Origin of the sequence: Marinimicrobium koreense, assembly GCF_003762925.1 — a bacterium.
Classification (GTDB): Bacteria; Pseudomonadota; Gammaproteobacteria; order Pseudomonadales; family Cellvibrionaceae; genus Marinimicrobium; species Marinimicrobium koreense.
On the sequence record NZ_RJUK01000004.1, the window covers coordinates 72,873 to 87,330 of the forward strand.

Consider the following 14,458-nt stretch of genomic DNA (forward strand, 5'->3'; position numbering starts at 1 on the left):
ATTAACTCGCCTGGTCGCTCTGGCCAACCTTACGCGCCAGTTCCGCCGTACGGTTGGCATAGCCCCATTCGTTGTCGTACCACGCATAGATTTTTACCTGGGTGCCGTCGATTACCAGTGTCGACAGGGCATCGATGATGCTGGAGCGCGGGTCGGTTTTGTAGTCCACCGACACCAGCGGTCGCTCCTCATAGCCCAGAATGCCCGGCATTTCCTCCTCGGCCGCACGCTTCAGCAGCTGATTGACCTGAGCTGCATCGGTGGCCTTTTCCACCTCAAAAACACAGTCGGTCAGCGACGCATTGGCCAGGGGAACGCGCACGGCGTGGCCATTGAGCCGCCCTTTCAGTTCCGGGAAAATCTCCGTAATCGCCTTGGCCGATCCGGTGGTGGTGGGAATCAGGCTCATGCTGCTGGCCCGGGCACGACGAAGATCCTTGTGAGGCTGATCGAGAATGCTCTGGGTGTTGGTGATATCGTGCAGCGTGGTCATGGAGCCGTGCTTGATGCCCAGCGCCCGATGAATCACTTTGACCACCGGTGCCAGACAGTTGGTGGTACAGGACGCCGCAGTGACAATGCGATGGCGGTCCGCGTCGTACTGATCGTCATTCACGCCCATCACCACATTGAGGATGTCATCGGCTTTCACCGGCGCGGTGACCACCACGCGCTTCACCCCCTGATCCAGATAGGCCTGGAGCAGCTCCCGATCCCGCATTTTGCCCGAGGCTTCAATGACCACATCGCAACCGGACCATTCAGTGTCGCCAATGGCCCGGTTATGAGTGACTGCCACCCGCTGCTCACCAATGGCAATGGCTTGTCCGTCCACCCGCGCTTCGTGAGTCCAGCGACCGTGTACCGAATCAAAGTTCAACAGGTGTGCCAGTATTTCCGCGTCTCCTGCCGGGTCGTTAATCTGGACAAACTCGACCTCCGGCCAGTCCCAACCGGCCCGCAACGCCAGGCGCCCCATACGGCCAAAGCCATTAATGCCAATTTTAATCGTCATAACACGCTCCTATTATCAAACCTTGAACCAGTGACGGGTCCGATTCGCAAATGCCACCAGAGACAACATGACCGGCACCTCCACCAGAACACCGACGACGGTGGCCAATGCCGCACCGGATTGCATTCCAAACAGGGAGATGGCCACGGCCACCGCCAACTCAAAAAAGTTCGAGGTCCCGATCATGCAGGCCGGGGCGGCCACATCGTGGGGCAAGCGCAGCCTGTGCGCCATCCAATAGGCCAACATGAAAATGCCGTACGACTGAATCAGTAACGGTATGGCAATCAGAACAATCGCCAGAGGGTTATCGATGATTTCCGGCGCCTGCAGACCGAACAGCAGGACCACTGTCGCCAGCAGCCCGAGAATGGACGCCGGTTTGACCCTGTGCAGAAATTCATTGAGAGCTGGCTCGCCGCCGCGGGCCAATAGCCAACGACGAGTGACCGCACCGGCGATCAACGGCAGCACCACGTAAAGAACAACAGACAATACCAGTGTCTGCCAGGGCACAGTGATATCGGTCATGCCCAGCAAAAACGCGGCCAGCGGCGCAAACGCAAACACCAGTACCAGATCGTTGATGGAGACCTGCACCAGCGTGTAGTTGGGATCACCCTTGGTCAGCTGACTCCAGACAAACACCATGGCGGTGCATGGCGCCACCCCCAGCAGGATCATCCCCGCGATGTATTCCGTGGCGGTCTGCGGGTCAACCCAACCGGCAAAAAACACGCGAAAAAATAACCAGCCCAGCGCCGCCATGGTAAAGGGTTTGATCAACCAGTTGACCACCAGGGTCAGAAACAGGCCCCGGGGGCGCTTACCCACATCTTTGATGGAGGTTAAGTCCACCTGCACCATCATCGGGTAGATCATCAACCAGATGAAAACCGCCACGACCAGGTTGACCTGGGCATACTGCCAACCGGACAGCATTTGGAACGCTGCCGGGAACACCAGACCCAGCGCAACGCCGACCCCGATGGCCAGAGCAACCCAAACCGATAAATACCGCTCAAACAATCCCACTAGTCTGCTCCACTGTAATCATCAAACCTGATTGGATAAGGGCCTCTGGTAAGCCCGGTGCCCCTGCTGCTCAGCAAGTCCCATTTGGTCTAACGGCTGTCGGCACACAGACTTCCGGGTGACCCGCGCAGCAATCCCGGACCAGGAACTGAATGACGTCGTTCATATGCTGGATATTGGCGCGATAGATAATGGACCGGCTATGTCGCTCAGAAACAACCCAGCCCGCCCGGGCCAATGTGGCAAGGTGTGTGGACATGGTGTTGTGAGGTACCCCCAACTGACGGGCGATCTCACCAGCGGCCAGTCCCTCGGGTTCGTGGCGGACCAGCAGACGATAAGCCGCCAGACGGGTTTCCTGAGAAAGGGCGGCAAAGCTCGGAATAGCGTCTTTAATTTCCATATGTCGAAACATATCGACACATTAGCAAAAGGTCAACCTCTTTATCAGATTGACTCAGCCAGACACAAAAAACCGACTGGCCTCTCGGCCAGCCGGTGGATCGGCGCGTTCTTCTGGAATCGGCTTAGTTCGGGTAGTGCAGCACCGCCACGTAACGCATTTTTTCCGGTTTGCCACTGACCATGCCGGGCAGGAAGCGAGAAGCCTCAAGGGCTTTCTCCACCGCCCGGGCATCGCGCCGGTGCTCACTATGGCTCTCCAGGCTGCGCACCGAAATCACCCGACCGCTGTCGTTCACCCAGGCCAATACCCGGGTCAACTCGCCTTCATCGCTGAAGAAGGGCTGGCCCTGGCTCCAGTCGTTTTTACGGTACAGGGAGTACCAGTTGCGGTCGTCCAGCCGCTCCTGTGGGGCGCTGTACTGATACCCGAAATCGCCCTGCATGTGCCCCAGGTTGGGCAGCAACATGACAGGAGGTTGGCCCTCCAGGTCGGCATAGACCACCCGGAACACCATCCGTACCGGCACTGGCTCACCATCGACCGTGGCGGCGGAGAAGCTCCTGGTCGCCATGGCCTCTTCCACCTGATCACGCAGGTCGGCAAAACCGTCACGCTCATAGCAGGACACATTGCGGGTCAGACCATCGGTACCCACATCCGCCTGGCAGTAGACGGAGGCCACCGGCGTATTGGCGGTCAAGGCTGGAGGCGCCACAGCGGCCTCCAGGTAGCGGAGTGTATCTTCACCAAAGCCCGCAGGCTGATATTGTTCGGCCGCGACACTGCCCACTGAACCCAGGCCCAGCGCGACCAGGGCGCTGACTACGACTTTTTTCATGCTCTTATCCTCTTTCATTGGCACTGAGGGGGTTTGTTGGATGACGGACGGCGCAAATCCGGCTATAAAACCTTTATCCCATGCCCAAAGAGTAGCATTGCTCCTACCAGAGTTATGTTAATTTATTATGACAGTTTTGACTTTTTATAAAAAAAAGCCGCTCAAAAGAGCGGCTCAAGCAGCAGAAAAGTATCCGGAACACCGTCAGAAGCGGTACTGGACACTCAGACTGAGATCCTGACCCCGCTCCTGGTTGTAGATCTCCACATCCTGCGTGCTGCCGTCGGAGGCGGTATTGGTCCGCTCGATCACCAGGTTCTCGTCCAGCAGGTTCTTCACTTTCAGCTTCACGGTGAAGTTGTCACTGGGGTAGAAAGAGTAGGTGAAATCCAGGGAGTGGAACGGTTGCTCGAAGCTGTCCGGCGCCCCGTTGCGACCTGCGAAGAACAGGCGCTCGCTGAAGGAGTTGTAGGACAGCGTGGCCGAGTGCATGCCATCGGATGAGTCGTAACCCAGAATCAGGTTGCTGACCACATCGGAGGCGCCCTGAAGCGGGCGAATCGGGTTGGTGGGTGCATCGGCATTGTTGCCGGCCACCAGCTCCTGATCCATGAAGGTGAAGTTACCTTGCACAAAGAAGGGATCCAGCACCGCCGCCATATCGCCCAGGCTCTTCAGGAACTCGACTTCCAGCCCGTACAGCTCCGCGCTGTCGCCGTTGTGGATCTCTGCCCGGATATTGTCATCCGTAGCGGCCCCTTCAAACTGCTCGATGGGGTTCACAATGTCCTTGTAGAACATGGACAGGGTGAAGTTGTCCCCACCGGAGAAGAACCACTCGGCGCGCAGGTCGAAGTTATCGATCTGGGAAGGCACCACGTCCGGATTGCCGTTGACCACAATGTCGGTGATCGGATCAAAGTAACTGGAACCGGAGATTTCCCTCAGGTCCGGACGCACGGTGGTTTCACCAAAGCTGGCCCGCAGCTGGAAGTCTTCCGCCCAGAAGTCCTGGGTCATCCAGGTCAGCGCCACCGAGTTGTACACATCGTCCTCGGTGTAAGTCACTTCCTGGAAGTAGTCGGCCACGACCTGCGGGTCGGGGCTTTCCATGCCCGGGAACTGACTGCCGTCATAGTTGACCGGGTTCCACGGCAGGTTCACCTGTTGATAATCTTCCCAGCGACTACCAATCACCAGACGCCAGGTGTAATCCCAGGTCATGTCCAGCTGGCCGAAGGCCGCGTTCACCTTATTGGCCGCCACATAGCTGTTGGCATTGCCGGAGTTGTTGGTGACCTGGAAGCCATTGGCCGGATCGAGCAGGTTGTCGTCCGCCAGGATGCTACTCAGGTCCTGAGTGAACAGTGGATCGCTGTTCCCGAGCGTGGTGCTGCCCAGATAGAACTCATACTGCTCGTAGGTGCGGGACTTCTGCCAGTAATCCATCCCCCCGGACAGGGCAAACTCCCAGTTACCCAGGGTGGCCGGCATTGTTATAGTGAAGCCGTTGCTGTCGACGTAGTCGCGCAGATCCGAGTAGCGATAACTCGCAGCAGTATTGTTGGCGCCGCTGAACGCCGACGACTGAACCTCACCGGTCTGTGGATCGGTTACCGTCAGGCTCAACGCATTGACTTCATTCGGCAGGTCCGTGGACGCCTCGCTGTCCGAAATATACCAGTCGAAGCTCAGGCCACGCAGGAAGTCCAGGCTGTCACTGAGGCCCAGTGCATCCAGCGTATCCCAACCCAGCTCGTGCTCCCCGTGCACCTGATGCACTTCCAGCTCACGCTGCTCGTAGCGCAGCTCGGTGTTGCGGAAACCCTGTCCATCGGACAGCAGACGGTTGGCGTTGAAGTAATCACGCACCGACACTTCGTCGTCGGTGTTGCGCAACCAGATACTGGTGGTTTCAATGGAGTTCTCCGCGTTCAGACGAAGCCCAAAACTCAGGTTGCCGGAAATATCCACCGAGTTGACGGTCTCATCCTCGGTGACCACCTGGTTCTCAGGGTCCTGAAAGCGGCGCTGGACCACTTCGCGATTGCGCCAGCTGCTGTCATAAGCCGCACCGGCCAGAAAGCCGAACTCCATGTCATTGGGCAGGTAATAATTGTTACCCAGATTGATCTCGGCTTCGATATCCGGCTCGCCGGAGGTTTCCCGAGGGCTGATGTCCCGATTGAGACCGGCGGCCAATTGACGGTTGATCGCCGCGGCGTCCTCAATAGAATCCAGACGGGCAACCGTATTGATATTGTTGATGGAGACATCACCGCGGTACTGATCCAGAGCCGCACTCAACTGAGGCGACAGCGCCCGGGCGCCATCATCGGAACCCCAGCGATCATCCTCACCACCGGTGTAGGTCAGAAAATCCGAGGAAGCGGTGTTGGTGCCGGTACCCAGCTCAATGTTGAACAGAATATCGTCCGGAATACTGGTGGTACGGATGTCGACACTACCACCACCAAAGGCGGCAGGCTTGTCCGCTGACGGCACTTTCTGGATTGCCAGAGAATCCACAATGGAGGTCGGAATGATGTCCAGCGGCAGCACGTTGCGTGACAGGTCCGGGGACGGCACCATGGCGCCGTTGAGCGTGGTGTTGGAGTAGCGCTCACCCAGCCCGCGCACAAAGACAAACTTGCCATCCACCAGGGTGACCCCGGGAACGCGTGTCAACGCCAGCGCGACGGTTGAGTCGCCAATCCGGCTGATCTGATCCGCGCCAAGCAGGTCAGTCGCCACCGCCGCTTCCTGGCGCTCCACGGCCAGACTTTCCGCGCCGCTCATCAGGCGGCCGCCGGTCACCAGCAACTCTTCCATGACCGGCGGTGCCATCACCGGCGGCTGGGTCGGTGCACTGTCATCGTCCTGGGCCACCGCCGAAACACTGATCAAAGCGCTGAGCAGACTGACGCTGAAGCCGGCACGAGCGAGGTGAGTTGAAAATTGTTTGCTGTTCATCTGAACTGCCCTATCTAGTGAAGCTGTAGAGAGCCGCCTAGTAGAAAGGGCGCCGTAAGGCGCCCTTTCGTTACGGCAATCGTGTGTTGACTCGTTGCAGTCGGGGCTTATTCAGCCGCTTCGAACCACAGCGGCTGGGCACGATTGTCCGGGTGCAGGCCGTAAGTCCATCCCGCGGTCCAGTCGTTGTCAGCGGTCACGCCACCGACAAAGTCTGCATCTACCGGAGTCACCTGAGTGGCGTTACCGTTGACCACCATGTCGCCCAGCGGCAGGGAGTAGAAACCATCCAGGATGGCCAGATTGACATCGACGTCGTCAGCGGTCGGGTCTTCACCGTCAGCCGCGGTCTGCATCACGTCGTTGTTGGCTTCGAGGAAGGCACGAGTGGTGGTGCTGTCCGGCAGCGGGCCGCCGTTGGTCAGGGTGGCACAGGCGATGATGGACTCTTCTATCACCAGGTCACCGTCCTGAGCCGCCTGCAGACCTTCAGCCGATTCGATGCGAACACAGTAGTTATCGTCCGCCTGGTCACCCATGTAAGCGGTGGTCAGGATGGAGTTGCGGATGGTCGGGAAGTGCGCTTCCCGGATGCGCCAGCCGTGGCCATCAGCATGAGTACCCGCCGCATTCGGAGAGACGATACAGGTCAGGTTATTGATGGTAGCGCGAGAGTTCAGGCCGCGAGCCACGAAATCGTCGATAGTGGCCTGATCCTGGCTGCTGTAGCTGCCGATACCGTCGGACTCGATGCAGTGATCGCCATCGGTCTCGCCCTGAATCACCAATGCGTTGTTGATGGTGCCGACATAGGCTTCGTCGATATCGATGGAGTCATCGCGGACATACAGACCCACGTAGTTGTTGATATCAACCGCGCCACCGAAGAACTCGATACCGTCGTCGTAGGTTGAGTAAACCTGCAGGAAGTTCACCTCGGTACCGGAACCGACCGCGTTGAAAGAAATGCCGTTCAGGTCGTTACCCGGAGCCACCTGGGCACCAGTGTGCTTGACCATGAAGTACTCCAGGGAGCCGGAGCTGTCTTCATTGTTGTCACCACCGTAGTAAGTCTGGCCAGCGCCGGCCTTACCTTCAGCGGCGATATGGCAATCGGAGGTCGCCAGATCGCCATCCATCATGGTGCCGGTGTAGGCACACTTGTTGGTGATACCGAAACCATTGATGATCATGCCGCCCCACTGCTGGACATCTTCGGGTCCTACGGTACCTTCGATATCGGAGGTAGAAGTCACCACAACCGGCTCTTCCACAGTGCCTTCAGCAAAGATCTGGGAACCGCGATTGACCACAAAGTAATCATCGTTGGAGCGGAAGGCCAGAATGGTGCCCGCTTCCAGGCGCAATACAGAGCCGTCACCACCCTGGGCAATGCCAGCCGCTTCCATGTCAGCGTCGTTGTCGTAGCCCTGACCGATCATCAGGCTGTCATTGAAGATGTGGGCGCCGTCATTGGACAGGTCGCCAAAAACCAGCTCTTCAGAACCGGTGTAGGGCTTGCTCAGGCTGACAAAATCGGTGCCGTATACGCAGTTGGGCGCATCGTATGAGCCCTGGAAGGTCTCGCCGTCTTGTTCATAGGAGGCACAGGGGTTATCTACGGTTTCGCCACCTCCACCACCACTGGTGTTATTGTTGCTGTTATCGCCAACTGAGTTGTCGACACTGGACTGGTTGCGGGCATCGATCTCGATATCGCCGCCGCCACAAGCCGCCAGCACTGCAGTCAAAGCGGTTACGCTAACAAGGGTCGTGATTTTCATAGGTTGAGCACTCCTGATGGATCGCTTTTTTTGAAAACGGGGACTACCGGCCTCGACCCATAGTCCATGTCTGGTCGGAGAAAGCCTTGCAAGCAACTCGGCTCATCTCGTCGTGTGGCGCCTATGTTCAACAAGTTTTATGAATCTTGGGCGACAGTTTTGTGAAGGTTTTGTGACGAGCACCGGAGGGGAGGCACCGATGGGCCGGTTGACGGTAGGCGCCGGAATTCTTGACAGCCACCCCCTCCCTGCCTAGGATGCCTTTCCTTTATCAGCAACAGAGCCCAAGCCCCATGCTGCCTTTCCACCAGGTTGTTGCGGACGATTTCGAAGCCGTTAACCAGCGCATCATCGAACAGCTCCACTCCGATGTAGAGCTGGTCGAGAATATTGGTCACTACCTTATTGAAGCCGGGGGCAAGCGATTGCGCCCGCTGATGGTGCTGCTCACTTGCCGGGCACTGGACTATAGAGGACAGGACAATCTGGACCTGGCGGCGATCATCGAGTTCATCCACACCGCCACCCTGCTCCACGACGATGTGGTCGACACCTCGGAGCGCCGGCGCGGGCGCATTACCGCCAACGCCCAGTGGGGTAACGCCCCGGCGGTGCTGGTGGGGGACTTCCTGTATTCCCGGGCATTTCAGATGATGGTGGCCATTGGCAGTATGGACATCATGTCGGTGCTGTCGGAAACCACTAACCGTATCGCGGAGGGCGAGGTCCAGCAGTTGGTCAACGCCAAGGACCCCGCCGTCACGGAGAGCAATTACTTCTCAGTGATCGACAAAAAGACGGCCATCCTGTTTGCCTCAGCCTGCGAAGTGGCAGCGGTTCTCAGCGAGGCAGCCCCCGACCAGCGCCAGGCGCTGAGGGCCTACGGCCACCACGTCGGTATGGCCTTTCAGCTGGTAGACGATGCGCTCGACTATCAGGGAGACGCCGAGGCCCTGGGCAAGAACGTCGGTGACGACCTGGCGGAGGGTAAACCCACCCTGCCCCTGATTTATGCTATGCAGACGGGAACACCGGACCAGAAGGCGCTGGTGGCAGGTGCGATCCGGGCGGGAGACACCACAAAGCTGCCGGAGATCCTGCGCATCGTCGAGGAAACTGGCGCCATGGAATACACGCTCGAGCGCGCTCGCGCCCAGGTCGCCAGCGCCAGGGCACAGCTGGCGGCCCTGCCAGAGAACGCCTACACCCGGGCCATGGCCGAGGTGGCGGAGTTCGCCCTGGCCCGGACTCACTAGACAAGCTCCCCACAGTCGGTAGAATGGCGACCTTTGCCGCCCTGAATCCACCCGCAACGGTGACCGATGGGCCGATATAGACTGTAACAGAGCCCCTATTATGAACGCCTTTGCCCAAAAGAACGCCTACAGCCGTGACGAACTGCTCGAGTGTGGCCACGGCCGCCTGTTTGGCCCCGGCAACGCCCAGTTGCCCGTGCCCAATATGCTGATGCTCGACCGGATCGCCCATATCAGCGAAACGGGCGGGGAATTCAGCAAAGGCGAAATCATCGCCGAGCTCGATATTTCTCCCGACCTGTGGTTCTTTGACTGCCACTTCCCCGGCGACCCGGTTATGCCCGGCTGTCTGGGCCTGGACGCCATGTGGCAACTGGTGGGTTTTTTCCTGGGCTGGAAGGGCAACCCCGGTAAGGGACGGGCCCTGGGCTGTGGTGAAGTGAAATTCACCGGGCAGATTCTGCCCACCGCCAAAAAAATCACCTATCACATCAACCTGAAGCGGGTCATTGAGCGCAAGCTGATCATGGGCATCGCCGACGGCCGGGTATCCGTCGATGGCAAAGACATCTACTTTGCCAAGGATTTGCGCGTTGGTCTGTTTCAGAACACTGATTCCTTCTAAATCGGGCAGCCGGGCCAGCCCGTGGCGCTGAACTCAGCTTCTGTCGAGCGGTCCAATCCCCGCCCCGACAGAGCGGTTTGTATGGCATAATGGCGCCCACTGCTTCCGCTACAAACAGAGATAAGAGGTAGCCTATGAAACGCGTTGTAGTTACCGGCATGGGCATTGTGTCCTGCTTAGGTAATGATATTGCCACCGTACTCGAGGCATTACGCGCAGGCCGTTCCGGCATCAAATTTCAGGACAGCTATGCCGAGATGGGTTTCCGCAGCCAGGTCGCGGGCTCCATCGACATTGACCTGAAAGAGCGCATTGATCGCAAAGTGCTTCGCTTCATGGGCGATGCGGCGGCCTTTGCCTATATTTCCATGGATCAGGCCATTGCTGACGCCGGCCTCGATGAGTCGCTGGTGTCAAACGAGCGCACCGGCATCATCATGGGCTCTGGCGGCGCCTCCTCCAAGAACCTGGTGGAAGCGGCCGACGTACTGCGGGAGAAAGGCCTGAAGCGGGTCGGTCCCTACCGGGTCACCCAGACCATGGGCAGCACCACCTCGGCCTGTCTGGCCACTCCGTTCAAGATCAAGGGGCTGAACTACTCCATTTCCTCCGCCTGCGCCACCAGTGCCCACTGTATTGGCAGCGCCATGGAGCAGATCCAACTGGGCAAACAGGACATCGTGTTTGCCGGTGGTGGTGAGGAAGAGCATTGGTCGCTGACCTGCCTGTTTGACGCCATGGGTGCCCTGTCCACCAAGTACAACGACAACCCTGAACAAGCATCGCGCGCCTATGATGCGGAGCGCGACGGTTTTGTCATTGCCGGTGGTGGTGGCTGCCTGGTACTGGAAGAATATGAACATGCCAAGGCTCGCGGCGCCAAAATCTACGCCGAACTGGTTGGCTACGGCGCCAACTCTGACGGTTATGACATGGTGGCCCCTTCCGGTGAAGGCGCCATTCGCTGTATGAAGCAGGCCCTGGCGACCACCGACGGGGATATTGATTACATCAACTCCCACGGTACCAGTACGCCGGTGGGCGACCTGGCTGAGCTGAAGGCCATTCGCGCCACCTTTACCGACAAGGTGCCGACCATCAGCTCCACTAAATCCCTCACCGGGCATTCTCTGGGTGCCACCGGCGTACAGGAGGCCATCTACAGCCTCCTGATGATGAAGCACGACTTCATCTGTGCCTCGGCGAACATCACCCAGTTGGACCCTGAAGCGGAAGGGCTGCCGATCGCGACCGAGCGTCAGGATGGGGTGACTCTGGAGCGGGTCATGTCCAACAGCTTCGGTTTTGGCGGCACCAATGCCTGCCTGGTGTTCCAGCGCATGGCCGACTGAACCGCCAGATCCCGTTCAGATGGACATAAAAAACGCGGCATCGGCCGCGTTTTTTATGTCCGGACTTCCGGCTGATCAACCCTGGCGCTGGTGCAGCCACTGTTTGACCATAGGTACCAGGTAGGGCTCCCAAGCCCTTGCCTGTACGCCAAAGCCATCCCGCAGGCGCCGCCCACCCAACACCGCGCTTATAGGCTCATCCGGAGGCAAGGACTCCAGCCTCGTCAGCTCGACCCCCTCCGGCATGCTGTCAAGCTGGCCCAGTACGGCAATCACCTTTTCCGCAAAATCCGCTTCGCTGCAGGGCTCGCGACTGGCGTAATGCATGACCCCCCAGTTCTCCGCCCCACAGCTGATCTGTTTGACCACGCCCACGATCACTCGGGCCGCATCGGACAGCGCCGTGGGTGACCCTTTCAGTCGGACATGGACCGGCACCTCCCCCTGACCACTGAAAATCGCGCCAAGAAGGCGGGTCAGGCGGTTGTCACCATAGCTGCCAATCATCCAGCTCAGGCGGAGAATCAACCGCTTCGACAGCGCCCCGGTCACCGCCTGCTCGGCCGCCAACCAGGCGCGCCCGGCGTCACTTTGGGGCATGGGTTCGTCTTTTTCGGCATGACTGCTTTTGTTATCCCCGCCAAAGACCTGATAGCTGGACAGCTGGATCATGGGCAGGCGCTGCTCCTCGCAAACCTGAGCCAGGATGGCGGCGGCCCGGGGGATCAGGGAGCAGTGAGCGCTATCGGGCCGATCGGCCCAACCCAGGGTGTTGATCACCAGCCTGGGGCGCTGATGCTCGATCCAGGCGCGAACCTCCCCGATATCGGTCCAGTTAAGTCGGGCCGACTCGGGCATGATCAGCGCAAAGGGTTCGCGCTCAAGCTCGTGCTCGAGCGCTTTGCCCAGGGCATGGGAGGCGTCAGTCAACAGCAGTTTCAAACGCGGCAACTCACCTGGACGTGGCTTTAGAACGGAATGTCATCATCAAAGCTGTCAAAGCCGCCGGCTGGCTGCTGAGGCTGGCCGCCGCCCCGTGGCGCGTTCTGCTGCCCACCCTGAGCGGGCGCATTCTGGGGGCCGCCGTAATTGCCGCCACCTTGTGGCGCGGAGTAATCGTCCGACGGGCCGGACTGATTGCCATAACCGCCACCGCCGCCATAATTGCTGTTGTCACCACCACGGCCGTCGAGCATCTGCATCTCGTTGGCGACGATTTCAGTGGTATAGCGGTCCTGACCGTCCTGCCCCTGCCACTTGCGGGTACGCAAGGAGCCTTCGATGTAGACTTTGCTGCCCTTTTTCAGATACTCGCCCGCAATCTCGGCCAGGCGGTTGAAAAAGACCACCCGGTGCCACTCGGTGCGCTCCTGTGGCTGGCCGGTCTGCTTGTCTTTCCACTGGTCACTGGTGGCCAGATTGACGTTGGTCACCGCCCCACCGGAGGGCATGTAGCGGGTTTCCGGGTCGGCACCCAGGTTCCCGATCAGAATGACTTTGTTGATTCCCCGAGCCATGATGTTCTCCTGTTCGTAAACTGTCTTAAATGGCCGTCAGGATACACCAGCGGCCCTTGGCTGTCAGTCGGTGAATGGGTTCACCGGGCCAACACACACTGTTCGGCGATGGAGGACAGCCGCTTGCGGTCCACCACCCGGGGGTCCACCTTGAGGTAAGCGGTCCCCTCGCTTTCCACGACCACCACTTCGGCCACGCCGGGAACGGCGTATAGCTCTTCACTGAACCGGTCGCTGACCTTGCCTTTGAGCGGAATCAGAACGCTGGCCAGGTAACGGGGCGGGCGCATGCCCACGGCGGCCAGCCACCAGAGCAACACCAGCCCTACCGCCACCGCCGATACCGCCGGCAACCCGCCCACCTGAAACACCCAGCCGCCCAAGGCACCGCCGGCAAAGGCGCCGAAAAATTGGCAGCTGGCATAAATACTGGTGGCGGTGCCCTTCCCCCCCGCTGGCGCAATCTTGCTGACCAGTGAGGGAAGGCTGGCTTCCAGCAGGTTGAACGCCATAAAGAACACAAACAGAATGGCCAACACGGCGAATAACGAGCTGACCCAGGGCTGTGCCGCCAGCGCGAGTCCCAACAGGGCAATGGCGCCGAGAAACACCGGCTTCATCTGCCGACGCTTCTCGGCGATGATGATGAACGGCAGCATGGCAGCAAATGCGCCCGCCAGCAGCGGCAGGTAGACATACCAGTGATCCCCCCGGGCAATACCGAGGTCAGCCTCCAGACGCTGGGGCATGACCAGAAACAGGGCCATCAGCACGAAATGCAGCACGAAAATGCCCAGGTTCAGGCGCAACAGCTCGCGATTGGCCAATACCTGTCGGATCAGCTCCGGAACGGCTCCGACTTCGCGCCGCCGGCGCGGCGGTCGCTGAACCGTCGGCACCAGTTGCCAGACGATCCACAGCCCGACCAGCCCCAGTGCGGCAGTCAACCAGAACACCGCCGCGAGGCCGCCCCAGTTGGCCAACAAGGGGCCAATCACCAACGCCAATGAGAAGGAGACACCAATCGCACCACCGATGGTCGCCATGGCCTTGGTGCGGTTCTCTTCGGCCGTAAGGTCCGCCAACAAGGCCATCACCGCGCCAGCGATGGCACCGCCCCCCTGAAGCAGGCGCCCGAGCACCAGTTCATAAACCGAATCGGCCTGCGCGGCCACCACGCTGCCGAGAGTGAACACTAACAAACCAACCGTTATGACGGGCTTGCGGCCGATGCGGTCGGAGAGGATACCGAAAGGAATCTGGAGCAGTGCCTGACTGAAGCCGTAGGCGCCCAGGGCCAGGCCCAGTAGCAGGGGGGTGGCGTGGCGGTAGTCGTCGCCATAGAGGGTGAGCACCGGCAGGACCATGAACAGCCCGAGCATACGGAAGGCGTACAGCAGTGCCAGGGAGACCACCGTGCGGCGCTCGAAGGGGGCCTGAACAATCGGCAAGGACAGCTCCTGATTCACATGGGTAAATGGGAGGCGAATTCTAACACACTGCACGCCCAAACCCTTTGACCCTAAGCCTTCATCAAGTCCGGCTCAGGGTCGGGTATGCCCCGCTCCAAACCGGGCGTGACTATTACTCACTACAATCCTTTACAACCCGGGTGACCGCCCCTCGGTGGGAATGCGTATAATGGGGGATTTGGTCG

The 14,458-nt window shown here is 59.4% G+C and carries 12 protein-coding genes; 3 read left to right on the forward strand and 9 right to left on the reverse strand.

Going from position 1 to position 14,458, the window contains the following annotated elements; genetic code table 11:
- Position 1: 1 nt before the first annotated feature.
- The 6 genes from EDC38_RS15975 to EDC38_RS16000 form a co-directional block, all read right to left on the reverse strand.
- Positions 2 to 1,015 (reverse strand): ArsJ-associated glyceraldehyde-3-phosphate dehydrogenase, encoded by a 1,014-nt coding sequence (locus EDC38_RS15975; RefSeq protein WP_024462512.1) that lies wholly within the window; start codon positions 1,013 to 1,015, stop codon positions 2 to 4.
- A 15-nt stretch (positions 1,016 to 1,030) separates the two neighbouring features.
- The gene (gene arsB / locus EDC38_RS15980; protein WP_024462511.1) at positions 1,031 to 2,050 is read right to left on the reverse strand and encodes an ACR3 family arsenite efflux transporter; all 1,020 of its coding nucleotides are present in this window, start codon (positions 2,048 to 2,050) and stop codon (positions 1,031 to 1,033) included.
- Between the two features lie 70 nt (positions 2,051 to 2,120).
- Positions 2,121 to 2,465, reverse strand: coding sequence for an ArsR/SmtB family transcription factor (locus EDC38_RS15985; protein ID WP_238559289.1), 345 nt, complete (start codon positions 2,463 to 2,465; stop codon positions 2,121 to 2,123).
- A gap of 112 nt (positions 2,466 to 2,577) precedes the next feature.
- Positions 2,578 to 3,294: an energy transducer TonB gene (locus EDC38_RS15990; RefSeq protein ID WP_123639547.1), complete on the reverse strand. Its 717-nt coding sequence runs from the start codon at positions 3,292 to 3,294 to the stop codon at positions 2,578 to 2,580.
- Between the two features lie 204 nt (positions 3,295 to 3,498).
- The gene (locus EDC38_RS15995) at positions 3,499 to 6,267 is read right to left on the reverse strand and encodes a TonB-dependent receptor domain-containing protein (protein WP_123639548.1); all 2,769 of its coding nucleotides are present in this window, start codon (positions 6,265 to 6,267) and stop codon (positions 3,499 to 3,501) included.
- 107 nt (positions 6,268 to 6,374) lie between these two features.
- A complete protein-coding gene (locus EDC38_RS16000) occupies positions 6,375 to 8,051 on the reverse strand; it encodes a serine/threonine protein kinase (protein ID WP_123639549.1) in 1,677 nt (558 codons plus the stop codon).
- 293 nt (positions 8,052 to 8,344) lie between these two features.
- On the opposite strand from EDC38_RS16000, the gene EDC38_RS16005 reads away from it, so the two are divergent.
- From EDC38_RS16005 to fabB, 3 genes are all read left to right on the forward strand, one after another.
- The gene (locus tag EDC38_RS16005) at positions 8,345 to 9,307 is read left to right on the forward strand and encodes a polyprenyl synthetase family protein (protein WP_123639550.1); all 963 of its coding nucleotides are present in this window, start codon (positions 8,345 to 8,347) and stop codon (positions 9,305 to 9,307) included.
- A gap of 100 nt (positions 9,308 to 9,407) precedes the next feature.
- Positions 9,408 to 9,932 carry a 3-hydroxyacyl-[acyl-carrier-protein] dehydratase FabA gene (gene fabA, locus EDC38_RS16010; protein WP_024462505.1) on the forward strand — a complete coding sequence of 175 codons (525 nt, stop codon included), beginning with the start codon at positions 9,408 to 9,410 and terminating at the stop codon, positions 9,930 to 9,932.
- A gap of 134 nt (positions 9,933 to 10,066) precedes the next feature.
- Entirely contained in the window at positions 10,067 to 11,284 is a 1,218-nt protein-coding gene (gene fabB / locus EDC38_RS16015) for a beta-ketoacyl-ACP synthase I (protein ID WP_123639551.1), read from the forward strand.
- 75 nt (positions 11,285 to 11,359) lie between these two features.
- Here the strand turns inward: fabB and EDC38_RS16020 are convergent, their stop codons facing one another.
- The 3 genes from EDC38_RS16020 to EDC38_RS16030 all read right to left on the reverse strand — a co-directional run bounded on the left by EDC38_RS16020 (position 11,360) and on the right by EDC38_RS16030 (position 14,252).
- The gene (locus tag EDC38_RS16020; protein ID WP_170162976.1) at positions 11,360 to 12,226 is read right to left on the reverse strand and encodes an SDR family oxidoreductase; all 867 of its coding nucleotides are present in this window, start codon (positions 12,224 to 12,226) and stop codon (positions 11,360 to 11,362) included.
- A gap of 26 nt (positions 12,227 to 12,252) precedes the next feature.
- The gene (gene ssb, locus EDC38_RS16025) at positions 12,253 to 12,801 is read right to left on the reverse strand and encodes a single-stranded DNA-binding protein (RefSeq protein WP_024462502.1); all 549 of its coding nucleotides are present in this window, start codon (positions 12,799 to 12,801) and stop codon (positions 12,253 to 12,255) included.
- Between the two features lie 80 nt (positions 12,802 to 12,881).
- Complete coding sequence (locus EDC38_RS16030) at positions 12,882 to 14,252, reverse strand: MFS transporter (protein WP_342769079.1); 1,371 nt, start codon at positions 14,250 to 14,252, stop codon at positions 12,882 to 12,884.
- Between the last annotated feature and the right edge of the window lie 206 nt (positions 14,253 to 14,458).

Bases quoted from the DNA above. Each gene is read 5' to 3' on its own strand.
- EDC38_RS15975 (WP_024462512.1), bottom strand. From the start codon at position 1,015: ATGACGATTAAAATTGGCATTAATGGCTTTGGCCGTATGGGGCGCCTG.
- EDC38_RS15985 (WP_238559289.1), bottom strand. From the start codon at position 2,465: ATGTTTCGACATATGGAAATTAAAGACGCTATTCCGAGCTTTGCCGCC.
- EDC38_RS15990 (WP_123639547.1), bottom strand. From the start codon at position 3,294: ATGAAAAAAGTCGTAGTCAGCGCCCTGGTCGCGCTGGGCCTGGGTTCA.
- EDC38_RS15995 (WP_123639548.1), bottom strand. From the start codon at position 6,267: ATGAACAGCAAACAATTTTCAACTCACCTCGCTCGTGCCGGCTTCAGC.
- EDC38_RS16000 (WP_123639549.1), bottom strand. From the start codon at position 8,051: ATGAAAATCACGACCCTTGTTAGCGTAACCGCTTTGACTGCAGTGCTG.
- EDC38_RS16005 (WP_123639550.1), top strand. From the start codon at position 8,345: ATGCTGCCTTTCCACCAGGTTGTTGCGGACGATTTCGAAGCCGTTAAC.
- fabA (WP_024462505.1), top strand. From the start codon at position 9,408: ATGAACGCCTTTGCCCAAAAGAACGCCTACAGCCGTGACGAACTGCTC.
- fabB (WP_123639551.1), top strand. From the start codon at position 10,067: ATGAAACGCGTTGTAGTTACCGGCATGGGCATTGTGTCCTGCTTAGGT.
- ssb (WP_024462502.1), bottom strand. From the start codon at position 12,801: ATGGCTCGGGGAATCAACAAAGTCATTCTGATCGGGAACCTGGGTGCC.